The organism is Aeromonas veronii (genome assembly GCF_040215105.1).
Taxonomy (GTDB): domain Bacteria; phylum Pseudomonadota; class Gammaproteobacteria; order Enterobacterales; family Aeromonadaceae; genus Aeromonas; species Aeromonas veronii_G.
Genome location: NZ_CP157875.1, coordinates 19,922 through 42,542, shown reverse-complemented (window position 1 = coordinate 42,542; position 22,621 = coordinate 19,922). Strand labels below are relative to the sequence as shown.

20 protein-coding genes and 4 tRNA genes are annotated in these 22,621 nt (G+C 60.9%); 16 read left to right on the top strand and 8 right to left on the bottom strand.

The features are described from left to right. Positions 1–85: 85 nt before the first annotated feature. Both ABNP46_RS00205 and ABNP46_RS00200 read left to right on the top strand, forming a co-directional pair. Entirely contained in the window at positions 86–985 is a 900-nt protein-coding gene (locus tag ABNP46_RS00205) for a DMT family transporter (RefSeq protein ID WP_349920481.1), read from the top strand. Continuing rightward, positions 970–1,131 (top strand): hypothetical protein, encoded by a 162-nt coding sequence (locus ABNP46_RS00200; RefSeq protein ID WP_349920480.1) that lies wholly within the window; start codon positions 970–972, stop codon positions 1,129–1,131. Before ABNP46_RS00205 ends, ABNP46_RS00200 begins: the two co-directional genes overlap by 16 nt. A 127-nt stretch (positions 1,132–1,258) precedes the next feature. On the opposite strand, the gene ABNP46_RS00195 is transcribed toward ABNP46_RS00200, so the two are convergent. After that, positions 1,259–1,717 (bottom strand): DUF6314 family protein, encoded by a 459-nt coding sequence (locus ABNP46_RS00195; RefSeq protein WP_349922602.1) that lies wholly within the window; start codon positions 1,715–1,717, stop codon positions 1,259–1,261. 42 nt (positions 1,718–1,759) lie between these two features. On the opposite strand from ABNP46_RS00195, the gene ABNP46_RS00190 reads away from it, so the two are divergent. Continuing rightward, positions 1,760–2,617, top strand: a complete 858-nt coding sequence (locus tag ABNP46_RS00190) for a carboxylate/amino acid/amine transporter (protein WP_349920479.1) — start codon at positions 1,760–1,762, stop codon at positions 2,615–2,617. 83 nt (positions 2,618–2,700) lie between these two features. Here ABNP46_RS00190 and ABNP46_RS00185 read toward each other — a convergent pair whose 3' ends face one another. Then, positions 2,701–3,564, bottom strand: a complete 864-nt coding sequence (locus ABNP46_RS00185) for a sensor domain-containing diguanylate cyclase (RefSeq protein ID WP_349920478.1) — start codon at positions 3,562–3,564, stop codon at positions 2,701–2,703. Between the two features lie 150 nt (positions 3,565–3,714). After that, complete coding sequence (locus tag ABNP46_RS00180; RefSeq protein ID WP_349920477.1) at positions 3,715–4,428, bottom strand: 3-deoxy-D-manno-octulosonic acid kinase; 714 nt, start codon at positions 4,426–4,428, stop codon at positions 3,715–3,717. A gap of 148 nt (positions 4,429–4,576) precedes the next feature. On the opposite strand from ABNP46_RS00180, the gene ABNP46_RS00175 reads away from it, so the two are divergent. The 8 genes from ABNP46_RS00175 to ABNP46_RS00140 all read left to right on the top strand — a co-directional run bounded on the left by ABNP46_RS00175 (position 4,577) and on the right by ABNP46_RS00140 (position 12,614). Continuing rightward, entirely contained in the window at positions 4,577–5,659 is a 1,083-nt protein-coding gene (locus tag ABNP46_RS00175; protein WP_349920476.1) for a glycosyltransferase family 9 protein, read from the top strand. Positions 5,660–5,926: 267 nt separating this feature from the next. Further along, on the top strand, positions 5,927–6,553 hold the full coding sequence (gene gmk, locus ABNP46_RS00170; RefSeq protein WP_349920475.1) for a guanylate kinase: 627 nt from the start codon (positions 5,927–5,929) through the stop codon (positions 6,551–6,553). Between the two features lie 79 nt (positions 6,554–6,632). Beyond that, a complete protein-coding gene (gene rpoZ, locus ABNP46_RS00165) occupies positions 6,633–6,908 on the top strand; it encodes a DNA-directed RNA polymerase subunit omega (RefSeq protein WP_005307060.1) in 276 nt (91 codons plus the stop codon). 131 nt (positions 6,909–7,039) lie between these two features. Next, positions 7,040–9,157: a bifunctional GTP diphosphokinase/guanosine-3',5'-bis pyrophosphate 3'-pyrophosphohydrolase gene (gene spoT / locus ABNP46_RS00160; protein WP_349920474.1), complete on the top strand. Its 2,118-nt coding sequence runs from the start codon at positions 7,040–7,042 to the stop codon at positions 9,155–9,157. 135 nt (positions 9,158–9,292) lie between these two features. Further along, on the top strand, positions 9,293–10,027 hold the full coding sequence (trmH, locus tag ABNP46_RS00155; RefSeq protein WP_349920473.1) for a tRNA (guanosine(18)-2'-O)-methyltransferase TrmH: 735 nt from the start codon (positions 9,293–9,295) through the stop codon (positions 10,025–10,027). Further along, positions 10,027–10,689, top strand: a complete 663-nt coding sequence (locus ABNP46_RS00150) for a CatB-related O-acetyltransferase (RefSeq protein WP_349920472.1) — start codon at positions 10,027–10,029, stop codon at positions 10,687–10,689. The genes trmH and ABNP46_RS00150 overlap by 1 nt, the downstream gene beginning before the upstream one ends. Next, positions 10,686–11,720 (top strand): alpha/beta fold hydrolase, encoded by a 1,035-nt coding sequence (locus ABNP46_RS00145; RefSeq protein ID WP_349920471.1) that lies wholly within the window; start codon positions 10,686–10,688, stop codon positions 11,718–11,720. Before ABNP46_RS00150 ends, ABNP46_RS00145 begins: the two co-directional genes overlap by 4 nt. A gap of 90 nt (positions 11,721–11,810) precedes the next feature. Then, on the top strand, positions 11,811–12,614 hold the full coding sequence (locus tag ABNP46_RS00140; RefSeq protein WP_349920470.1) for a Cof-type HAD-IIB family hydrolase: 804 nt from the start codon (positions 11,811–11,813) through the stop codon (positions 12,612–12,614). Between the two features lie 121 nt (positions 12,615–12,735). Here the strand turns inward: ABNP46_RS00140 and ABNP46_RS00135 are convergent, their stop codons facing one another. The 5 genes from ABNP46_RS00135 to ABNP46_RS00115 all read right to left on the bottom strand — a co-directional run bounded on the left by ABNP46_RS00135 (position 12,736) and on the right by ABNP46_RS00115 (position 13,861). Continuing rightward, positions 12,736–13,251 (bottom strand): ricin-type beta-trefoil lectin domain protein, encoded by a 516-nt coding sequence (locus ABNP46_RS00135; RefSeq protein WP_349920469.1) that lies wholly within the window; start codon positions 13,249–13,251, stop codon positions 12,736–12,738. Between the two features lie 165 nt (positions 13,252–13,416). Beyond that, positions 13,417–13,493 (bottom strand) — tRNA-Pro (locus ABNP46_RS00130). A gap of 59 nt (positions 13,494–13,552) precedes the next feature. Beyond that, positions 13,553–13,638 (bottom strand) — tRNA-Leu (locus ABNP46_RS00125). Between the two features lie 20 nt (positions 13,639–13,658). Next, a tRNA-His gene (locus ABNP46_RS00120) sits at positions 13,659–13,734 on the bottom strand. A 50-nt stretch (positions 13,735–13,784) separates the two neighbouring features. Next, positions 13,785–13,861: transfer RNA gene (locus tag ABNP46_RS00115), tRNA-Arg, on the bottom strand. Positions 13,862–14,120: 259 nt separating this feature from the next. On the opposite strand from ABNP46_RS00115, the gene ABNP46_RS00110 reads away from it, so the two are divergent. From ABNP46_RS00110 to gorA, 5 genes are all read left to right on the top strand, one after another. Next, on the top strand, positions 14,121–14,711 hold the full coding sequence (locus tag ABNP46_RS00110; RefSeq protein WP_349920468.1) for a TetR/AcrR family transcriptional regulator: 591 nt from the start codon (positions 14,121–14,123) through the stop codon (positions 14,709–14,711). Continuing rightward, positions 14,708–15,814, top strand: a complete 1,107-nt coding sequence (locus tag ABNP46_RS00105; protein WP_349920467.1) for an efflux RND transporter periplasmic adaptor subunit — start codon at positions 14,708–14,710, stop codon at positions 15,812–15,814. Before ABNP46_RS00110 ends, ABNP46_RS00105 begins: the two co-directional genes overlap by 4 nt. Before the next feature lie 15 nt (positions 15,815–15,829). After that, positions 15,830–18,910 (top strand): multidrug efflux RND transporter permease subunit, encoded by a 3,081-nt coding sequence (locus tag ABNP46_RS00100; RefSeq protein WP_349920466.1) that lies wholly within the window; start codon positions 15,830–15,832, stop codon positions 18,908–18,910. Positions 18,911–19,031: 121 nt separating this feature from the next. Continuing rightward, on the top strand, positions 19,032–20,990 hold the full coding sequence (locus ABNP46_RS00095) for an ATP-binding protein (RefSeq protein WP_349920465.1): 1,959 nt from the start codon (positions 19,032–19,034) through the stop codon (positions 20,988–20,990). Positions 20,991–21,066: 76 nt separating this feature from the next. After that, positions 21,067–22,416, top strand: coding sequence for a glutathione-disulfide reductase (gene gorA / locus ABNP46_RS00090; RefSeq protein WP_349920464.1), 1,350 nt, complete (start codon positions 21,067–21,069; stop codon positions 22,414–22,416). Positions 22,417–22,621 lie beyond the last annotated feature (205 nt).

Sequence of the window (22,621 nt, the reverse complement as noted above, 5' to 3'; positions counted from 1 at the left end):
TGGCCATAGTCGGATGACGACAATTCATTTAAGGCATAGTAGCAGATTGCATAGAATGCGCGGGCAAATACCATCGGAGATTAAAATGCGTAGCTATCTGTTGTTGCTGGCGATCGGCCTGTTGTGGGGCTCCCAGTTCATCTTCATGCACCAGGCCGTGGCCGAATTGCCCCCCATCATGGTGGCCGCCATTCGTGCCCTGTGCGGCAGCCTGACCCTGGGTCTGCTCTGCCTGTTCATGCGTCTCAAGAGCGAGCACACCCGCTGGCGCACCTATATGTGGATCGCCCTGCTCGATGCCACCATCCCCTTCATCATGGTCGCCTGGGGTCAGCAATACGTGGACAGCGCCATCGCCGCCGTGGTGATGGGTTGTATCCCCTTTGTCACCATCTTGATGGCACCGCTGTTGGTTTCCGGTGAAAAAATCACCAAGGGTGGCCTGATCTCCGTGGTCATCGGCTTCATCGGCGTGCTGGTACTGTTCTGGCCGAAGCTCTCCAACGGCATGGATGCGGGCCTGCTTGGCGCCGTCGCCATCCTGTTCGGCGCCAGCTGCTTCGCCATCGGCCTGCTGATGATCAAGCGTTTCGCCAAGGATCACCCCGTAGTGGTGGCCCGCAACATCCTGATCTCCTCCGCCGTGCAGTTGCTGCTGGCTGCCCCCTTCGTCACCGATCTGGGCGCCCTCACCCTGCCGAGCAGTCAGGCCATCAGCGCCGTCGTGGTACTGGGTGTCTTCTGTACCGGTCTGGTCTACTTCCTCTACATGGCGCTGATCCAGAAGGCGGGTCCGACCTTCGCCTCCTTCAGCAACTATCTGGTGCCGCTGTTTGGCGTCATGCTGGGTGCCCTCTTCCTCGGCGAGCAGATCCAGTCCACCACAGGTGTGGCACTGGCACTGATCCTGGGTTCGGTCGCCCTCAACCAGTGGGCCCAGCAACGCCGCATCCAGCGGGAGGCGGCCCTATGTCAGGCATCCTGACCACCCTGTGTGGCGGTCTGGTGCTGATCGCCGGCTGGCAGTACAAGCACCGGCTGGCCGGGCTGCTAGGCCTGCTGATGCTGACCCTGCCCTGGCTGTTCGACAGCAAGCTGCAGGCCATGCTGAGCTACGCCCTGAGTGCCTGAGTGCTCCATCTGATTGTGTGACCAGAGTGTATCTCTCTGTTTTTTGGGACCGTTTTAAAAAAAACCTCCGATTTGTCCCTTCAACCGGCGCCCTGCGCCGGTTTTTTTATCCCAGCTTCCCGGCGCATCACACCCTGTAGCGATAGCTCAGTCGCTCGTTTTTGCGCGGGCCGGTGATCTGCCATCCCAGCAGAAAACCGTCGGCGGTCAGGGACAGCTCGGCGCTGTAGTGATCCTGCCCGCACAGGTGCGCCTCGGCAGTGAGCCAGCGACCATCCGGCCCGGGCTGCAGCTCGAACAGCAACACGGGTGCCTCGTGGCGCAGATGGGAGAGGCTGACGCCCCCCTCGACGCGCTGCCACCAGAAGCTGTTGTGCATGGCAAGCGCCTTGCCATGCGGGGTGAGATAGCGCCCCTGTTCGGCAAACAACCAGCCCCCCTGATGATCGGTCACCCGCACCACCCCCTCGCCCCGCCCATTCCAGTCGGTGGCGGATCCCGCCCCGTTACTCGCCTCGAAGGCAAATGATCCGATCTGTGGCAGCAAGCCCCATAAACGCTGGATCGCGACGTCCAACTCGGCCATCATAGCGCCCTCCAAATTGACAACTGACGACATTTCAATCACATGAACTACTTGATAGGGGTTACCCTGCTCTGGTCATTCTCTTTCAGCCTGATCGGGGTCTACCTCGCCGGCCAGGTGGATGCCTACTTCTCCGTGCTGACCCGCATCGCCCTCGCCAGCCTGGTGTTCCTGCCCTTCCTGCGCCGCCGCTGGCTGCGCCCCGATCTGGTGGCCAAGCTGATGGCCCTCGGCGCCATCCAGCTCGGCATCATGTATCTGTTTTATTACCACTCCTTCCTGCTGCTGACGGTGCCGGAAGTGCTGGTGTTCACCATCTTCACCCCCATCTACGTGACCCTGATCCACGATCTGCTGGAATCCAGGTTCAAGCCCACCTACCTGTGGGGCGCCCTGCTGGCGGTGCTGGGGGCGGCCGTGATCCGCTTCGATGGCCTGACCGAAAGCTATGTGATGGGGTTCCTGGTGGTGCAGGGGGCCAATATCTGCTTCGCCCTCGGCCAGGTCGGCTACAAGGTGCTGCTGGCACGGGAGCAGGAGCAGCCGCCCCAGCTCGCAGTGTTCGGCTGCTTCTATCTCGGGGCCCTGGTAATTGCCCTGCCCGCCTGGTGGCTGCTGGGGCAACCCCAGTATCCCACCAGCAACCTGCAGTGGGGCATCTTGCTCTGGCTGGGGGTGGGGGCATCCGGGCTCGGCTACTTCCTGTGGAACAAGGGGGCGACCCTGGTCAGCAGCGGCGTGCTGGCCATCATGAACAACGCCCTGATCCCAGCGGGTCTGCTGGTCAACCTGGTGCTCTGGGGCAAGGACACCGATCTGCTCAGGCTCAGCCTGGGGGCCGTGCTGATGCTGGCTTCCCTCTGGATCTGCCAGCGCCAGCCGGTTCGTGGCGCACAGTGACCATGAGTCAACCGATGGGCCTGCTGATGCAGGCCCTCTTTTTACTCACCAGCCTCAGCCGGTGAGTGAGCACTGACTAAACATCAGCCGACGACGGCGTTGTGCTCCCGTTTGGCCTGACCATGACAGGAGGCCAGACGCGCCAGCAGGTGATCGATCTGCTCGGCATTCTGGCTCTGTACCAGACCGATGCTGACGGTCACCGGCCGCTCAGGCAGCAGGCTGGCATCGGCGATTTCGAGGCGCAGCCGCTCGGCGATCTCCAGACCGCTCAGGCGATCGGTCTGGGACAGCATCAGGATGAAGCCATCCTCATCCCAGCGGGCGAAGGGGTCTTCCCGGCGCAGCTCGTGGCGCACGATGCGGGCCAGCTTCGCCATCATGGCGTCACAGGCCACCTCGCCAAACAGCTGCAGGATCTTGCTGCGGTGATCCACGGTGAACTGCAGCAGGCAGAAGCTGCCACTCTCGCTGGCGAGCCGCTCATCCAGCAGCAACTCGAAGTGACTGCGGCTCTCCAGCCCGGTGAGAGGATCCGTATCGTGACGACTCTCCTCCTGAGGCACCGCCGGGTCCAGGTGGCGCACCACCCCCAGCAGATCCCCCCGGGCATTGCGGCGTACTCGCTCCTCCAGTCGCACATAGTGGCCCTGATGATGCAGGATGCGATACTCGAGGCGCAGCCCCTGGTGGTGCCCCGCCTGACAGGCCCGAATGGCATCAGCCAGCCGGGTGCCATCGTCCGGATGCACCCGCGCCAGCCAGCCGAGGTCATCCAGCGCATTACCCTCCAACCCCAGCAGTTGCAGGCAGGAGGGATCACGCCTCAATCCCTGCTCCGCCGACCAGGTCCAGATCCCGGCCTCCAGCATCGCCATCGCCTCTGTCATCAGGGACGCATCGAGCCGGGTTACGGCCTCTGTCCAGGGGGTCTCATACCTTTCCATCAATTGCCTCAATACCGGATTTGAATATCTGCTCAATAAGTAACATTGACCCTTGTGCCGAGCAACCGTCTCGGCCCGCTTTTCCCTGTTCACCCGCCATCAACGCCAGCCGGCCCGGCGTCACGCCACGGGGCCGCAAGGCTATCGGGTTCAGCCTGCCTTTCCCTGATAACCCTCCATCAGCGCCTGCCAGTTTTCCGGCACGAAATGGAAGCTGGTATGGAGCTGGGACTCCTTGTTGAAGGAACGCAATAGCCGCTCCAGATTGGCCTGCTGCCAGCTGCCCGGCGCGCGGATGGCGCCCTTGTCGAAATCGATCACCCACACCTTGCCCTCCTTGTCGAGCAGCAGGTTGTGGCTGTTGAGATCCGCATGATAGACGCCCGCATCGTGCAACTGCTTGATGGTCTTGCCGACCTTGTGCCACACCTCGCAGGGAATGGTGCCCTGCTTGAGCAGAGCCACCAGATCCTTGGCGCCACGAATGCGCTCGATCAGGATGTCGGCGCGATAGAAGGGTCCCTGCTTGGCCATGCGGGCCGCAAAGGGACGGGGCACCGGCAGCCCCTGCTCGCTCAGGGTCGCCAGCAGGCTGAACTCGGCCATGGCCCGGCTGGTCTCCACCCCTTCGAACCAGAAACGATCCCGCACCACCTTGCCCACCATGCCGCCCCGGTAATAGTGGCGCAGCACCAGATGACGGGACTCATCCTTCACGAACCAGGTCACCCCGCGGCCGATGGAGGAACCCACCACCTGTCGATGGGTCTGCCACCATGCCGGATCGAACAGGGCGGGAGAAGGGTCACGAAATACCCCTTCGGCATACCAGCAAGTCTGGTTCTGGACTGTCTGTGTCAACATTATCAAGGTTCCGATCGATAGTGAGCGCGGTGTGATGGGTGCGCACGTCCTGCAGGAGGGCCTGCCGGGCAGGGTTGGCGCAATTTTACAATCCACAAGGGAGTTTGCATAATGCCATCCATCCATTCTGCCACCCTTGCGCCACATCATGCCGTTGTTCCAAACGCCACCATCCTCCCTCTGCATCCTGCGGCTCTCCGCCATCGGAGACTGCTGCCACGCGCTGGCGCTGGTACGCGTCATCCAGCGGGAGTGGCCTGCAACCCGCATCACCTGGATCACCGGGAAAATCGAAGCGACACTTTTTGCCGACCTGCCCGGGGTGGAGGTCATCGCCTTTGACAAAAGCAAAGGCTGGCGTGGCTATCGCGAGCTGTGGCAGCAGCTCAAAGGACGCAGGTTCGATGCCCTGCTCCACCTGCAGGCCGCCCTGCGTGCCAGCATCGCCACCCTGGGCATCAAGGCCGACATCAAGCTCGGCTTTGACAAGGAGCGCGCCAATGATGGTCAGTGGTTGTTCACCAACCATCGCGTGCCTTCTCCCGATTCTCCCCATGTGCTCGACGGCTTCCTCGCCTTCGCCAGGGAGCTCGGCATCCGGGACCTGACCCCGGACTGGCAATTGCCCATCAGCCAGGAGCATCTGGCCTGGGCCAGGGAGAAGATCGCCGGCAAGCCCACCCTGCTCATCTGCGCCGCCGCCAGCAAGGCGTTCAAGAACTGGACCGCGCAAGGCTATGCCGATCTCGCCGATCACGCCGCGGCCAAGGGTTTTCAGGTCTATCTGTGCGGCGGCCCCGCCAAATTGGAGCGAGACCTGGCCGCAGAGATCCAGCAACTCAGCCAGAGCAAGCCGGTGGATTTGGTGGGGCAGACCAACCTCAAGCAGTTGCTGGCACTGATCAAGGAAGCCAGCCTAGTGCTGGCCCCGGATACCGGCCCCACCCACATGGCGACCCTGGCGGGCACCCCTGTCATCGGCCTCTACGCCCATCACAACCCGGCCCGCACCGGTCCCTATCTGTGCCGGGAGCACGTGGTCAGCGTCTATCAGGAGCAGATCGAACAGGAGACCGGCAAGCCGCTGGCGGAGCTCGACTGGCGCACCCGCCTCAAGGATCCGGACGCCATGGGCAAGATAAGCAGCGATCGGGTCATCGCCGCCTTCGATCGGATCTGCGCTGTCCACGGGTTGCCGAACGGGCAAAAACTCGAAAATCCCGAGGAATGAGGCAGGGATAACCTGCTGGCCGTCCCTGTCCGATCGAGGCAGACTCCCGCCTTGTGGGTAACGCTCCCGCAGCAAGCTACGAATACTTTGATCGGCTGGAATATGATTCCGGCCGTTTTTTTATCCGCCACCATCTGCTAAAATTCGCCGCCTTTACATCCTACCGGCTCCAACTTTTCCGCGTTTTGCGAGCGACTGTCTCCCTCTCGGGCACAAGACGGCGGCCTCTGCTACAACCAAAACACGGCAACGCTTAAAGGTACAGACATGGCGCAACAAGGCACCCTCTATATCATCTCCTCCCCGAGCGGGGCGGGTAAGTCCAGCCTGCTCAATGCCTTGCTGACCCAGCATAACGACGCAGGCAAGATGCAACTCTCCGTCTCTCACACCACCCGCGCCACCCGCCCGGGGGAAACCCACGGGGTGCACTACCACTTCGTGGCGGTGGACGAGTTCAAGACCCTGATAGAGCGCGGCGATTTTCTGGAGTGGGCCGAGGTGTTCGGCAACTACTACGGTACCTCCCGCGCCGCCATCGAGGCCTGCCTTGCCCGGGGCATCGACGTCTTCCTCGACATCGACTGGCAGGGTGCCCGCCAGATCCGTAAACAGATGCCGACCAAGTCCATCTTCATCCTGCCCCCGAGCCGGGAAGAGCTGGAGCGTCGCCTCGTCGGCCGCGGCCAGGACAGCGCTGAGGTGATCCGTGGCCGGATGGAGAAAGCCATTGCCGAAATGGTGCACTACGACGAGTATGACTATGTCATCATCAATGAAGATTTTGAGCAGGCACTGTTCCAGCTCAGAGCCATCATCGAGTGCCAACGGCTGGAATTGCACCAGCAGCAGCAGGCCCAACAAAACTTGCTGCAACAGCTACTGGCAGAATAGGCCAAAAACAAGTAAACTTTTGCGTCATTTTTAAACACCGCTTTTTTAAACCGAGAAAGCCCAAACACTGGAGTCCTGCATGGCACGCGTTACTGTAGAAGATGCTGTAAAACAGGTAGGTAACCGTTTTGACCTGGTGCTGGTCGCCGCGCGCCGCGCCCGTCAAATCGCGGTACAAGGTAAAGATCCCCTGGTCGACGAAGAGAACGACAAGCCGACCGTGATCGCCCTGCGCGAAATCGAACTGGGTCTGGTGAACAACCAGGTGATGGACACCCAGGACCGTTACGAGCAGCAAGAGCAGGAAGCCGCCGAGCTGGCTGCCGTTGCTGCCATCGCCGAAGGTCGCGGTTAAGTTATCTTGCCGGTCGGCCCCCGCCCGGGTGCCGACCGCTCTCCCCCATTTACAACCGCTCGAAAACCTCGCAAACTCAGGGGCATACCCTCAATTTCACGGATTGCCGTATCACCGCTGCGGGGACTGTCTTGTATTTATTTGAAAACCTTAAAGAAATAGCCAGTTCCTACCTGCCATCCGAGCAGGTCGAGAAGCTCAGGCAAGCCTATGTGGTGGCCCGTGACGCTCACCAGGGACAGATGCGTTCCAGTGGCGAGCCCTATATCACCCACCCGGTTGCCGTCGCCCGTATCCTGGGGGACATGCGTCTCGATCACGAAACCCTGATGGCCGCGGTGTTGCACGACGTCATCGAAGACACTCCCGTCACCAAGGACGATCTCGCCGAACTGTTCGGCAATGCCGTGGCCGAACTGGTGTCCGGCGTCTCCAAGCTCGACAAGCTGAAATTCCGCGATCGCAAAGAGGCCCAGGCCGAAAACTTCCGCAAGATGATGATGGCCATGACCCAGGACATCCGGGTCATCCTGATCAAGCTCGCCGACCGCACCCACAACATGCGCACCCTGGGCTCACTGCGCCCGGACAAGCGTCGCCGCATCGCCCGCGAGACCCTGGAGATCTTCGCCCCCATCGCCAACCGCCTCGGCATCCACACCATGAAGAACGAGCTGGAAGAGCTCGGCTTCGAGGCGCTCTATCCCATGCGCTCCCGGGTACTGCGGGAATCCGTGCGTCGCGCCCGTGGCAATCGCCGGGAGATCATCGACTCCATCCACAGCGAGATAGAGGGACGACTGCGGGAGGCCGGGATCGACTGTCAGGTAAGCGGTCGGGAGAAGAACCTGTTCTCCATCTACAACAAGATGGAGAAGAAAGAACTGCAATTCCATGAAGTGATGGATATTTATGCTTTCAGAGTACGAGTGAAAGACATAGATACCTGCTACCGGGTGCTTGGGCAGATGCACAGCCTCTACAAGCCCCGCCCCGGTCGCTTCAAGGATTACATTGCCATTCCCAAGACCAACGGCTATCAGTCCCTGCACACCTCCCTGGTCGGCCCCCACGGGGTGCCGGTGGAGGTGCAGATCCGCACCGAATTCATGGATCAGATGGCCGACAAGGGGGTTGCCGCCCACTGGGCCTACAAACAGGATGGCGACAGCTCGGGCACCACGGCCCAGATCCGCGCCCAGCGCTGGATGCAGAGCCTGCTGGAGCTGCAACAGAGCGCCGGCAGCTCGTTCGAGTTCATCGAAGGGGTCAAGACGGACCTGTTCCCCGACGAGATCTACGTGTTCACCCCGGAGGGCCGCATCATGGAGCTGCCCGCTGGCGCCACCCCGGTGGACTTCGCCTACACGGTACACACCGACATCGGCCACGCCTGCGTCGGCTCCCGGGTCGACCGCCACCCCTATCCGCTGAGCAGCCCGCTGCACTCGGGCCAGACGGTGGAGATCATCACGGCCCCCGGTGCCCGCCCGAACGCGGCCTGGCTCAACTTCGTAGTGACCACCAAGGCCCGCTCCAAGATCCGCCAGTTCCTGAAGAACCTGCGTACCGAAGAGTCCGTGGTGCTGGGTCGTCGCCTGCTCAACCACGCCCTGGGTGCCAAGAACATCGAGGACATCCCGGAGCCGCGCATCAAACAGGTGCTGGCCGATACCAAGCACGAAAACCTGCAGGGCCTGCTGGCCGATGTGGGGCTTGGCAACGCCATGAGCGTCATGGTGGCGCGCCGCATGCTGGGGGATGAGCTGCCGCCGGAAGAGCAGCCGAAATCCACCAGCAAGAAGATGCCGATCAAGGGTGCCGACGGCATGCTGGTCACCTTCGCCAACTGCTGCCGCCCCATCCCGGGGGATGCCATCATCGCCCACATCAGCCCGGGCAAGGGACTGGTCATCCACCAGGAGTCCTGCCGCAACATCAAGGGCTACAGCCGCGAACCGGACAAGTACCTGCCGGTGCAGTGGGAAGTGGACAAGGAGCAGGAACAGGAGTTCCGCACCGGCATCAGCATCGAGATCATCAACCACCAGGGTGCGCTGGCGGAGCTGGCCAACGTGATCGCGGCCACCGGTGCCAACATCCACGCCATCAGCACCGAGGAAAAGGATGGCCGTGTCTATCTGGTCACCCTGCTCATCACCACCCAGAGCCGGATCCACCTTGCCAACATCATGCGCAAGATCCGGGTGATGCCCAACGTGCTCAAGGTGAGCCGACAGAAGAACTGAACACAGGCGGCGCGAGCCGCCTGCTGCTTTTAGAGAGACAACCCATGACCCCCGAACGTGGCGCGGACAGGCTGGCCATGTGCCTGTCAGCCTGCATGGGAAGACGTCCATCAGCCCCATTCGATAGAAACTGACATGACACCTGAACGCTTTAAACGGATCTCCGACATGCTGGCCATGCGCCAGCTCGACCTGACCGTCTGCATGGAAGAGGTCCACAAGCCCCACAACCTGGCCGCCATCGTGCGCACCGCCGACGCCATCGGCATCCATCGGGTGCACGCAGTCTGGCCCAAGACCTGGATCCACAAGCGCAAGGGCACGGCCCGCGGCAGCCAGAACTGGGTGGATGTAAAGCTGCACCCGGACATCGGCAGCGCCGTCGGCGAGCTGAAGGCGGCCGGCATGCAGATCCTGGCGACTCACCTGTCGGAGAGCTCGGTGGACTTTCGTGCCATCGACTACACCCGTCCCACCGCCATCCTGGTCGGGCAGGAGAAACACGGCATCGGTGACGAGGCGCTGGCCCTGGCCGATCACCATATCGTCATCCCCATGGTGGGCATGGTGCAGTCCCTCAACGTCTCGGTGGCCGCCGCCGCCATCCTGTACGAGGCCCAGCGCCAGCGGGAGCTGGCCGGTTGCTACCAGCGCGGCTGCCCCTTGAGCCTGGAGGAGCAGAACAGCATCCTGTTCGAGGGGGGCTACCCCATCTATGCCCAGCTCTGCAAAGAGAAAGAGATGCCCTACCCCCAACTCGGCCCGGCGGGCGAGATCCTGGCGGACGACGCCTGGTGGCAACAGATGCAACTGACCCGCAAGGGCTGGGCCGCCGCCCAGCAAGAAGATGAATCATGGCAGGAGGAGTGATGGAGAACCCGTTCGGCAGCTGGCTGGAGTCCCAGGTCATCCGGGATCATCTGACCAATCCCAATATCGAGGCGGGTGACTACAGCTACTACTCCGGCTACTACCACGGCAAGCCGTTCGAGGATCACTGCGTACGCTACCTGCTGGGAGACGGTTCGACCCGCGCCAGCTGGGAGAGCGGCATCTGGGGTGAGGTGGATCGCCTCATCATCGGCAAGTTCTGCTCCATCGGCTCCGGCGCCACCTTCATGCTGGCGGGCAATCAGGGCCACCGGATGGACTGGGTTTCCACCTTCCCCTTCGATGCCGCCCGTTTCGGTGATGGCGCCCAGAGCGGTTTCCAGCGCAAGGGGGATACCCGGATTGGCAACGATGTCTGGATAGGCTCGGAAGCCATGATCATGCCGGGCATCCAGATCGGCGATGGCGCCGTCATCGCCAGCCGGGCCGTGGTGACAAAAAACGTGGAGCCTTACACCATAGTGGGCGGCAACCCGGCCAAACCTGTCCGTCGCCGCTTCGGCGATGAGCAGATCGCCCTGCTGCAGGCCATGCAGTGGTGGGACTGGCCCCTGCCCCGACTGCAAGCGGCCATGCCCCTGCTCTGCGCCGGCGATATCGCTGCCCTTCATCAACATTGGCTGCAGGAGTGCACCCCATGAAATTACTGCCCTTGCTGGCCCTGACCCTGTTTTCTGCCGGAGCCCTCGCCGTGAACAACCCCTATCAGCTGACCACCGAGGCCGAAGTGCCTGCCCTCCACCAGCAGACCCTGCCGACCTTCTGGCAGGAGCACGCGGCCCCGGGAGAATTCAAGGGCAAGAACGGAGTCAGCATCCGCTACGTCGCCCTGCGCCAGCCCAAGGTGGACAGAGCCATCCTCATCGTCAACGGCCGGGTCGAGAGCTACCTCAAGTATCAGGAGCTGGCCTGGGATCTGTGGCGCCAGGGCTACAGCCTCTACCTCATCGATCACCGTGGCCAGGGGCTCTCCGGCCGCCTGCTGAAAGACCCCGAGAAGGGTTATGTGGCGGACTTCGACGACTATGTGCAGGATCTCAAGCAGTTCCACGACGAGGTCGTGCTGGCGGACAAACCCGCCAAGCTGTTCCTGCTGGCGCACTCCATGGGGGGCGCCATCTCGGCCCGTTATCTGGAGCGCTGGCCGGATGACATCCAGGCCGCCGTGCTCTCCTCCCCCATGATGGGCATCAATCTCGGCGGCATCCCCAAGTGGCTCGCCAAGGGGTTGGCCGCCACCATGGACACGGTGGGCAGCTGGTGGGGAGAGCCTCCCTACGGTCCGGGTCAGGGGGGTTATGTCTCCCACGAGTTTGCCGACAATGGCCTGAGTCACAGCACTGCACGCTACCAGGCCTTCCGTGAGCTCTATGAGCAGTACCCCCAGATCAAGCTGGGCGGTGTCACCGCCCACTGGATCCGGGAAGGCATCAAGGCCGGGGATGAGGCCGTGGCACAGGCGGATCGCATCAAGACCCCGCTGCTGCTGATCCAGGCCGGGGATGACGGCATCGTCGACAATGAGGCTCAGGACCGCTTCTGCGAGCGGGCCCGCTGTGAAGGAGGCAAACCGCTGCGCATCCTGGGGGCCTGGCACGAGCTGTTCATGGAGGCGGATCCCCAGCGCATGCCTGCACTGACCGCGACCCTGGACTTCTTCGATCGCTTCTAAAAGCGGTTATTTTTTGTATCCCTAAATAAATGGGGTGACGCAGGACGCTGGGGTACACTGCCCCGGCGTTCCATTCATGCCGAGGTAAAGATGTTCAAGGTAGTCGTATCCGATCTCGATGGTACCCTGCTCAACAAGCAGCACCAGATCTCCCCCCGCACCCGTGACACCCTGCACCGCCTGGTGGATCAGGGGATCAAGTTCGTGGTTGCCACCGGTCGCCATCACGTGGACGTACGCAGCATCCGCGATGCGCTGGGGCTGGATATCTACCTCATCACCTCCAATGGCGCCGTGGTGCACGACAAGCAGGACCAGCTGGTCTACAACCAGGCACTGCCGGCCACGGTGGCGGCCGAACTGATCGCCCTCGAGCGCGATCCCTCCATCCATATCAACGTCTACTACGGCGACGAGTGGCTGGTGGAAGAGGAGCTGCCCTGGTTGCTGCAATTCCATCATGACTCCGGCTTCACCTATCGCCTCGCGGATCTCGCCAGCCACCCCACCGACAAGGTCAACAAGGTGTTCTACATCGGCGAGCACGAGAAGCTGCTGCAGATAGAGGCGAACCTCAACCAGCATTATGGTGATCGGCTCAACGTCACCTTCTCCCTGCCGGACTGCCTCGAAGTCATGCACGCCGGGGTACACAAGGGCAATGCCGTGCGCGCCGTGCTGGAACAGCACGGGCTGGAGATGTCCCAGGCCGTGGCCTTTGGCGATGGCATGAACGACTTCGAGATGCTTAGTATGGTGGGCCGCGGCGTGGTGATGGGCAATGCCCACGATCGCCTCAAGCGGGCCCTGCCAGAGCATGATCAGACCCTGAGCTCGGACGACGATGGGGTTGCCGTCTATCTGGAGAAGCTGTTCGCACCGAGCCTCGCCTGAACCGGCGATGCCCCAGATATGCAGAAGGGTGACCCAGGGTCACCCTTCTTGTATTCAGCCCCCCGCCCCTGTTGCCTCGTACCAGGCGTTGTCGGCACGCCATGCCAAAGGTGGGTCAATCTCACCAGGCCAGCTTGGGCAAGCCCAGGTTGTCCAGCAAGCCTCCCTTTTGCTTCCACTCGAAGCTCTGGTTCGCACCGCCATAGCACTCCGCCAGACGCAGCGGGGTGCCTGGCTGATGACGGCGGCCAGCCACATCCAGACAGAGGGACAGCTGACGGTTGAACAGCCGATCCGCCTGCCACTGCCACTGATGGCTGTCATCCCGGCAATCCGCCACGCCGAGTTCGTCATCCCCCCTGGCGATCAGGCAGCCCCGGGCCAGTTGCAGCGCCCCGGCATCCCAGTCGAACTCCTGCCGGGTACCCTGATCGCAGTCCTGTGTCAGCAGGGTATTCTGCTCGCTCAGCGTCACACAAAAGCCACCGCTGGTGATCAGATTTGCCATAGTGGTTTTCTCTGCCTTGGGGGCTGCCCCCAGCAGGATCGCATCAGGATCGGGTTGCAAGGTGGTGCACCCACCCAAGGTCAGGGTGAGCAAGGCCAGCAGGCCGGATTGTCGAGTCATGTGCTGCATTGGATAAGTGCCTGAAGCGGGGCCAGGGTGACCGCCGGCGCGTGAATCAGGCCCCCAGCATAGCGAATTCGATGCGCGCAGGCGCCAACAGAAGTGTAAAGAGACGTGACAAAGTGGGCGGAGGCCGGAAAAGCAAAAACCCCGCCTAAGCGGGGTTTTCAAATGTGGTCGGTGATAAAGGATTCGAACCTTTGACCCTCTGGTCCCAAACCAGATGCGCTACCGGGCTGCGCTAATCACCGATGGGGTATTTCAAAAACACAAAGATGACCTCATGGTCACCTTCGTCATACAGCAAGTATGGTGCGAAGAGAGGGACTCGAACCCTCACACCCGGGGGGCACTAACACCTGAAGCTAGCGCGTCTACCAATTCCGCCACCTTCGCGTACCTGACAAGCTGTAAAATGGGGTGGCTGATGGGGCTCGAACCCACGACAACCGGAATCACAATCCGGGACTCTACCAACTGAGCTACAGCCACCACAGCTGTTTTGTTCCACAACAACGCCCGTTTAACTGGCGCACGTTTGATGGTGCGCCCGACAGGATTCGAACCTGTGACCTCTGCCTCCGGAGGGCAGCGCTCTATCCAGCTGAGCTACGGGCGCTACGCTGTCGAACGGGGCGCATTATTGATGATGGCGCCGGCCTTGTCCACTGTTTTTTCATCCCCTTGAATCAACCGACTGTTTTTCCATCGTTTTGTGCAGTTTTATAGCTTTTCTACACCTCCTCGGCCGGAATCGTCTTCAGTCGACCCACTTTTGTCGACTTATCGTACCGGGAACTTCTCCCCTCCCCTTGACTTGCCCACTTCTCAATCTAGAATGAATGAACGTTCATTCAGCCGTTGCAATCGGAAGAGTCATGGATAAGAAAGAGCGCATTTTCGAGGCAGCGCGCGAAGTCCTCGGCGAGCAAGGCTTCTTCGGCCTTTCCATCGCCGTGGTCGCCAAGAAGGCCAATGTGGCGGCGGGCACCATCTATCGCTATTTCAGCGACAAGGATGACCTGATCCGCCAACTGTACAAGCACACCATTCTTCAGTGTCATCCTCTAGTCATGGAGGGTGTGCAGATAGAGGAAGTGTCATTTCGGCAGTATCGGCGCCTGTGGTTCAACATAGACGCCATCTTTATCAACACCCCCAACGCACTGAAATGTAAATTGCAGTACGAAAGTTCTCCATTGGGGGCTGAATTAGAACAGGATCCGGTCATAATGGCGGCATGGGCGCCGCTTGAAAACTTTTTTGAACAGGGTCGCCAACAAGGATTGTTTATCGATCTACCCGTCCCGGTGTTGCAGACACTGAGTCTGGATTGTGTGGCCAACCTGGCGCAGTTGCGCCGGGCACACCCATTTGAATTAACGCAAGAACAGCTGGAAACCGTGATAAGAGCCAGTTGGAATGCCATTTTAAACCCTCAAATTTCCACCACAGGAGCCTGTTCATGAAAAAGTGGATGGCCATCATGTTACTGATAGCACTCGTTCTGTTCGGCAGTGTCATCGGTTTCAATATGTTCAAGCAGAAGAAGATTGCGGAATTTCTGGCCAGCCGCCCCGAGCCCGAGTTCCCGGTGACCGCCATGGTGACCAAGGCACAGGATTGGGTGCCGACCATCGAGGCTATCGGTTTCATCGAGCCCAACCAGGGGGTGACCCTCTCCAGTGAACTGGCAGGCACCATCGACAACATCAGCTTCGAGTCTGGCGCCCATGTGAAGCCGGATCAGCTGCTGTTGAGCCTGGACTCCAGCGTGGAAAAGGCCAACCTGAAATCGTCCCAGGCCAGGCTGCCGGCGGCGCGCGCCAAGTTCGAACGCTACCAGAACCTGTACCAGAAGAACTCCATCTCCCGGGACCAGCTGGATGACGCCGAGGCCAGCTATCGCTCGCTCGAAGCCGATATCGAGAGCCTGAAGGGCACCATCGCCCGCCGCGAAGTGCGCGCCCCCTTCGGCGGCGCCGTGGGTCTGCGCAACGTCTTCCTCGGCCAGTACCTGGAACCGGGCACCGAGATTGTGCGACTGGAAGACACCAGCGTGATGCGTCTGCGCTTCACCGTGCCCCAGACCGACATCTCCAAGATTTCCCTCGGCCAGACCATCAAGATAGGGGTGGATGCCTACCCCAACGACCAGTTTGAGGGCCAGATCACCGCCATCGAACCCGCGGTCAACTACCAGAGCGGTCTGATCCAGGTGCAGGCAGCCATCCCGAACAACAGCGGCCAGCTCCGCTCCGGCATGTTTGCCCGTGCCAGCATCATCTTGCCGACGGTCAAGGAGCAGATCGTGATCCCGCAGTCCGCCATCTCCTTCACCCTGTATGGGGAGAACGTCTACATCATTCATGAAGTGGAGGGTGCCAAGCGTGCCAAACAGGTCGTGGTCAAGGCTGGTGAGCGTCGCGGCAACGATGTCCATGTGCTGTCCGGCATCAAGGCTGGCGATGAAATCGTGTTGTCGGGTCAGGTTCGCCTGAGCAACGATACCAAGGTGCACGTGGTCAAGAACGATGCCCTGGCCGTTCCGGCACAAACCCCGATGCTGTAAGCGCGGAGATCTACGATGCGATTTACCGACATATTCATAAAACGGCCGGTGCTGGCAATCTCGATCAGCTTCCTGATCGCCTTGCTGGGCTTCCAGGCCATTTTCAAGATGCAGGTGCGGGAATACCCCGAGGTCACCAACACGGTGATCACGGTCAGTACCAGCTACTACGGGGCCAGCTCGGATCTGATCCAAGGCTTCATCACCCAGCCGCTGGAGCAGGCGGTCGCGCAAGCCGACAACATCGACTTCATGACCTCCTCAAGCCAGCTGGGCAGCTCCACCATCACTGCCTACATGAAGCTCAACACCGATCCCAACGCCGCGCTGTCTGACATCCTGGCCAAGGTCAACTCGGTGCGCTCCCAGTTGCCCAAAGAGTCGGAAGACCCGTCGGTCACCTCCTCTACCGGCTCCACCACGGCGGTGCTCTACATGGGCTTCACCAGCCCGGAGCTGAACTCCAGCCAGATCACCGACTACCTTGAGCGAGTCATCAAGCCCCAGCTGTTCACCGTGGGCGGGGTCTCCAAGATCGACATCTACGGCGGGGTCGAATTTGCCCTGCGGGTATGGCTGGATCCGGCCAAGATGGCGGCCTTCGATCTCACCGCAAGCGACGTGATGACGGTGCTCAACAGCAACAACTATCAGTCGGCCACGGGTCAGGCGACCGGTTACTTCACCCTGTTCAACGGCAACGCCAAGACCCAGGTCGAGAGCACGGATGAGCTCAAGCGACTGGTGGTGGCCACCCGTGACAGCAAGGTGATCCGTCTCTCCGACATCGCCAAGGTGACGCTGGAGAAGAGCCACGACATCTATCGCGCCAGTGCCAACGGCAAAGAGGCCGTGGTGGTCGCCGTGAACGCGGCCCCGACTGCCAACCCCATCACCATCGCCCACGATGTGCTGGAATTGCTGCCGGACCTCAAGCGCAACATGCCGAGCACCCTGCAGACCAACGTGCTCTATGACTCCACCATCGCCATCAACGAGTCCATCCACGAGGTTATCAAGACCATACTGGAGGCGGCCGCCATCGTACTGGTGGTGATCACCCTGTTCCTGGGATCGTTCCGGGCCGTCATCATCCCCATCATCACCATACCGCTCAGTCTGATCGGCGTGGTCATGATGATGGACATGTTCGGTTTCTCCATCAATCTCATGACCTTGCTGGCCATGGTGCTGGCGATCGGCCTGGTGGTGGATGACGCCATCGTGGTGCTGGAGAACGTCGACCGGCACATCAAGGAAGGGGAAGAGCCCTTCAGGGCCGCCATCATCGGCACCCGGGAGATCGCCATCCCGGTTATCGCCATGACGGTCACCCTGGCCGCCGTGTATGCGCCCATCGCCCTGATGGGGGGCATCACAGGCTCCCTGTTCAAGGAGTTCGCGCTGACGCTGGCAGGGGCGGTGTTCGTCTCGGGCATCATAGCCCTGACCCTCTCCCCCATGATGTGCTCCAAGATGCTCAAGGCCAACGCCAAGCCGAACAAGTTCGAGAGCACGGTGCACCATCTGCTGGACCGGATGACGGATCGCTACGACCGCATGCTGCATGCCGTGATGCAAAAGCGCATCGTGGTGGTGGTGTTCGCCGTCATCGTGTTCGCCAGCCTGCCGCTGCTGTTCAAGTTCATCCCCAGTGAACTGGCACCGTCGGAAGACAAGGGGGTCATGGCGGTGCTGGCGACGGCACCCTCCAACGCCAACCTGGATTACATCGAAAACACCATGAACGATGTGAACAAGATCCTGGATGAGCAACCGGAAATCGCCTATGCCCAGGTCTTCTCCGGGGTGTTCAACTCCAACCAGGCGTTCGGTATTGCGTCCATGGTGCCCTGGAGCGAGCGTGAGGCAAGCCAGAAAGAGGTGCTGGACAGGGTCGCCGGTCTGGTGACCGACATCCCGGGCATGGCCATCACCACCTTCCAGTTCCCCGAGCTGCCGGGTGCGTCGAGCGGTCTGCCCATCCAGTTCGTCATCACCACCCCGAACAGCTTCGAGAGTCTGTTCCTGATCGCGGGTGAGATGCTGTCGGCCACCCAGGCCAACGGTCAGTTCGTCTATTCGGATCTCGATCTGAACTACGACTCGGCCACCATGAAGATCAACATCGACAAGGACAAGGCCGGTGCCTACGGCATCACCATGCAGGACATCGGCACCACCATGGGCACCATGATGGCGGATGGCTACGTCAACCGTATCGATCTGGATGGCCGTTCCTACGAGGTGATCCCGCAGGTGGAGCGTAAATTCCGTATGAACCCCGAATCCATGAAGGGCTATTACGTGCGCGCCGCCGACGGCAAGTCGATCCCGCTTGGCAGCCTGATCAGCATCGAAATCAAGGGGGAGCCACGTGCCCTGCCCCACTTTAACCAGCTGAACTCCGCCACCATAGGCGCCGTACCGGCACCTGGCGTGGCCATGGGGGATGCGATCAACTGGTTCAAGGCCACCGCCGAAGAGAAGCTGCCCCAGGGCTATCGCTACGACTTCATGGGGGAGGCTCGCCAGTTCGTGACCGAAGGCAATGCCCTCTACGCCACCTTCGCACTGGCACTGGCCATCATCTTCCTGGTGCTGGCCATCCAGTTCGAGTCCATTCGTGACCCTCTGGTCATCATGGTCTCGGTACCACTGGCCATCAGCGGTGCCTTGATCGCGCTGGCCTGGGGATTGGCGACCATGAACATCTACTCCCAGGTGGGCCTCATCACCCTGGTCGGTCTGATTACCAAACACGGTATTCTGATCTGTGAGGTGGCCAAGGAGGAGCAGCTGTTGCACGGTCTGAACCGGATGCAGGCGGTGATGCAGGCAGCCAAAGTGCGACTGCGCCCCATCCTGATGACCACGGCGGCCATGATCGCGGGCCTCATCCCGCTGCTCTACGCCTCCGGCGCCGGCGCGGCACAGCGCTTCAGCATCGGCATCGTCATCGTCGCGGGCCTGGCCATCGGTACCCTGTTCACCCTGTTCGTGCTACCGGTGATCTACACCTTCCTGGCTTCTCAGCACAAACCGCTGCCGGAATTCGATGAATCCATCCCGGCCAAGGCGAAGGGCAACCACTGATCCAGCATTAATATCAAAAAGGCCCCGAAAGGGGCCTTTCTTATATCCATTTCATGACACACGACATCAGTACATGAAGCAGTTACACTAAACCGCACTCAATCCAGACCGCAAGGACGCCATGTCAGGAATCTTCTCCAAGGCCGTCGGCCTTAACGGACTCTCTTACCGTCTGCTTTCCTACATTCTGATCTGCAGTACAGTGCTGGCGCTCATCATTACCGTGCTGCAGCTCGCCTGGGACTACAACAAGGATGTGACCGTCATCGAAGCGAGCATCGATCAGATCGAGGCCTCCTTCTTGCAGCCCATTTCCGCCAGTCTATGGAACCTGGACGAAGAACAGGTCAAGGTACAGATAGAAGGCATCATGAATCTGCCCAACATGCAGTTCGTGATGGTCAAGGAGATGCTGGGCAACTCCGAGGTGCCGCTGCTCACCCAGGGCGTGGAACGAGAACAGTACGACATCTCCCGGGAGTTCAACCTCACCTATCAGGGGGAAGTCGTCGGCAAGCTGTTTGTAGCCGCCTCCCTGGATCAGATCTATCAGCGCCTCATCGAAAAATCCGTGCTCATCCTGGTCAGCCAGACCATCAAGACACTGCTCGTCTCCTTCTGCATCCTGGTCATCATCTACTATCTGGTGATCCGTCATATCAACCGCATCGTCAGCTATGCCCAGCGCCTGAGCCTGGATCGACTGACCCTGGAGCTGACCCTGGAGGGCAGAACCCAGCCTCGCAAACATCCGGATGAGTTCGATCTGCTGGCCGCCACCCTCAACCAGATGCGCACCCGTCTCAACGACGAATTCACGGCCCGTCATCAGGCGGCCGATCAGCTGCAGCAGGAGCGGGACTTCTCCGCCACCCTGATCAACTCGGCCAACATGGTCATCTGCTGCATGGAGCCGGATCTCAACATCGCCAGCATCAACCCTGCCGCCATCATGCTCACCGGCTATCACCATCAGGAGCTGTTGCAGCACAACTGGCTGGATCTGTTCGTCACCCCGGCGCAGAGAACCGAGCTGGCCGAACTGCTGGCCGAGCAGGGTTCCCTCTCGGACCGCGAGATCGTCATGCATGATCAGCAGGGAGAAGAGCTGACCCTGCAATGGACTTTTGCCCCCTTCTACGAGGGCCCCAACCTCAAATATCTGATTGGATTCGGTTATGACATCACTCGCCTCAAGAAGGTGGAACGGGAGATCACCCTGTTCAACGAACAGCTGGAAGGCAAGGTGGCCGACCGCACCCGCAGCCTGAGCGATGCCAACGACCAGCTGGGCAAGGCCTATGACGATCTGAAGCAGGCGCAGCAGACCCTGGTGGAATCGGAGAAGATGGCCTCATTGGGATCACTGGTGGCCGGGGTCGCCCACGAGATCAACACCCCCATCGGCATCAGTGTCACCGCTTCCTCCTACCTGCAGGAGCGGGTGATCGACTTCAAGCAGCACATCGATGCCAAGCAGCTTTCCCGTTCCTATCTGAACGAATTCACCCAGAACCTGGACGAGTCGATGCAGTTGCTGCAGGGCAACCTGCGACGCGCCTCCGAGCTTATCGCCAGCTTCAAGCAGGTGGCAGTCGACCAATCCTCCGAGGCCCGCTACAACTTCAACCTGGCGGACAACCTGCATCAGGTGGTGGTGTCACTCGGCCACAAGCTGAAGAAGGCCCAGTGCGAGGTCGACATTCAGTGCGATCCCAAGCTGACCCTCTACTCCTTCCCGGGCAGTTTCACCCAGATCTATTCCAACCTCATCCTCAACTCCATCCACCACGGCTTCGATGGCTGGGACAGACCCAAGAAGATCAGCATCAAGGTGGAGCAGCACGGTAGCGAGCTCGTCATCGACTACAGCGACAACGGTCGCGGCATTCCCCCCGAGATACTGCCACGCATCTTCGATCCCTTCGTCACCTCCAAGCGGGGCCACGGCGGCAGCGGGCTGGGCACCCACATCATCTACAACCTGGTGGTGCAGCTGCTGCGCGGTCGCATCAACTGTGCCAGCGAGCCGGGCCAGGGAGCCCAGTTCCATATCCACCTGCCCATCACACAGAAGTGAACGCTGGCTCTTGTGAGCCAGCTTCTTTGTCCCCATCATGCTGTGATAGCTTTTTTAACCAGCGGAGAACCACACCATGGCACAGCATTTTGACTACATCGCCATCGGCGGCGGCAGCGGCGGCATCGCCTCGGCCAACCGGGCGGCCATGCATGGCAAGAAAGTCGCCCTCATCGAGGCCAAAGCCCTGGGCGGTACCTGCGTCAATGTGGGATGTGTTCCCAAGAAGGCCATGTGGTATGCCGGCCAGATCGCCGATGCTCTGCGTTATGGCGCCGACTATGGTTTCGACACTACCCTCAATCACTTCAGCTGGGCCAAGCTGGTGGAATCCCGCCAGGCCTATATCGGCCGCATCCATCAGTCCTATGAGAATGTGCTCGGCAAGAACCAGATCACCGTCATCCGGGGCTTCGCCCGCTTCGTCGACGCCCACACGGTGGAGGTCAATGGTGAGCAGTACACAGCCGATCACATCCTGATCGCCACCGGCGGCCACCCGGAAGTGCCCAGTATCCCGGGTGCCGAACTGGGCATCGACTCCGATGGCTTCTTCGCCCTTGAAACGCAGCCGCGGCGAGTCGCCGTGGTGGGCGCGGGTTACATCGCGGTGGAGATCGCCGGCGTGATGCAGGCCCTCGGCTCCGAGACCCACCTGGTGGTGCGCAAGCAGGGCCCATTGCGCAGCTTCGATCCCATGATCCAGGAGACCCTGGTGGAGATCATGGCCGCAGAAGGCCCCAAGCTGCACACCCATGCCATCCCCAAGGCGGTGATCAAGAATGCCGACGACAGCCTGACTCTGCAGCTGGAAGATGGCCGCCACCTCACCGTCGATTGCCTGATCTGGGCCATCGGCCGGGCCCCGGCCACCGACAAGCTGAACCTGGCCGCAGCCGGTATCGAACTGGATGAGCGGGGCTATATCCCCACCGACAAGTTCCAGAACACCCAGATCAGCAATATCTACGCCGTGGGCGACAACACCGGCCGGATCCAGCTCACCCCGGTGGCGGTCGCTGCCGGTCGCCGCCTGTCCGAGCGGCTGTTCAACAACAAGCCAAACGAGCACCTGAACTACGATCTGGTGCCGACCGTGGTGTTCAGCCATCCTCCCATCGGCACCATAGGCCTGACCGAGCCGGAAGCCATCGCCCAATATGGGGAAGAGCAGGTGAAGGTCTATCGCAGCCAGTTCACCGCCATGTACTCGGCCCTGACCCAGCATCGTCAGCCCACCCGCATGAAGCTGGTCTGCGTCGGCCCCGAGGAGAAGGTGGTCGGCCTGCACGGCATCGGCTTCGCCATGGACGAGATCCTGCAAGGCTTCGGCGTCGCCATGAAGATGGGGGCCACCAAGGCGGACTTCGACAACTGCGTCGCCATCCACCCCACCAGCGCAGAAGAGTTTGTGACCATGCGCTGACCCGGGCGCAAGCGGGCCGGTGTCAGTGATGCCCGTCCAGCCAACCAGCATTCAACCCGGCCCAGGCCGGGTTTTCTTCACCCCAGGGCCCATCGACCCCGTTTTTACGCCGACTTTACGCCACCCATCCCCCGCTTTATGGCGCCTTTACGCCCACCCTACGTACCCTTGTGGTGTCAATTACACCAAGGGAATCGATATGAAT

Coding starts and splice junctions, on each gene's coding strand:
- ABNP46_RS00180 (WP_349920477.1), bottom strand. CDS start 4,428: ATGTTGACACAGACAGTCCAGAACCAGACTTGCTGGTATGCCGAAGGG.
- rpoZ (WP_005307060.1), top strand. CDS start 6,633: ATGGCACGCGTTACTGTAGAAGATGCTGTAAAACAGGTAGGTAACCGT.
- ABNP46_RS00175 (WP_349920476.1), top strand. CDS start 4,577: ATGCCGTTGTTCCAAACGCCACCATCCTCCCTCTGCATCCTGCGGCTC.
- ABNP46_RS00140 (WP_349920470.1), top strand. CDS start 11,811: ATGTTCAAGGTAGTCGTATCCGATCTCGATGGTACCCTGCTCAACAAG.
- ABNP46_RS00110 (WP_349920468.1), top strand. CDS start 14,121: ATGGATAAGAAAGAGCGCATTTTCGAGGCAGCGCGCGAAGTCCTCGGC.
- gorA (WP_349920464.1), top strand. CDS start 21,067: ATGGCACAGCATTTTGACTACATCGCCATCGGCGGCGGCAGCGGCGGC.
- ABNP46_RS00200 (WP_349920480.1), top strand. CDS start 970: ATGTCAGGCATCCTGACCACCCTGTGTGGCGGTCTGGTGCTGATCGCC.
- ABNP46_RS00205 (WP_349920481.1), top strand. CDS start 86: ATGCGTAGCTATCTGTTGTTGCTGGCGATCGGCCTGTTGTGGGGCTCC.
- ABNP46_RS00145 (WP_349920471.1), top strand. CDS start 10,686: ATGAAATTACTGCCCTTGCTGGCCCTGACCCTGTTTTCTGCCGGAGCC.
- ABNP46_RS00095 (WP_349920465.1), top strand. CDS start 19,032: ATGTCAGGAATCTTCTCCAAGGCCGTCGGCCTTAACGGACTCTCTTAC.
- ABNP46_RS00100 (WP_349920466.1), top strand. CDS start 15,830: ATGCGATTTACCGACATATTCATAAAACGGCCGGTGCTGGCAATCTCG.
- gmk (WP_349920475.1), top strand. CDS start 5,927: ATGGCGCAACAAGGCACCCTCTATATCATCTCCTCCCCGAGCGGGGCG.
- ABNP46_RS00150 (WP_349920472.1), top strand. CDS start 10,027: ATGGAGAACCCGTTCGGCAGCTGGCTGGAGTCCCAGGTCATCCGGGAT.
- ABNP46_RS00190 (WP_349920479.1), top strand. CDS start 1,760: ATGAACTACTTGATAGGGGTTACCCTGCTCTGGTCATTCTCTTTCAGC.
- ABNP46_RS00185 (WP_349920478.1), bottom strand. CDS start 3,564: ATGGAAAGGTATGAGACCCCCTGGACAGAGGCCGTAACCCGGCTCGAT.
- ABNP46_RS00135 (WP_349920469.1), bottom strand. CDS start 13,251: ATGCAGCACATGACTCGACAATCCGGCCTGCTGGCCTTGCTCACCCTG.
- ABNP46_RS00195 (WP_349922602.1), bottom strand. CDS start 1,717: ATGGCCGAGTTGGACGTCGCGATCCAGCGTTTATGGGGCTTGCTGCCA.
- ABNP46_RS00105 (WP_349920467.1), top strand. CDS start 14,708: ATGAAAAAGTGGATGGCCATCATGTTACTGATAGCACTCGTTCTGTTC.
- trmH (WP_349920473.1), top strand. CDS start 9,293: ATGACACCTGAACGCTTTAAACGGATCTCCGACATGCTGGCCATGCGC.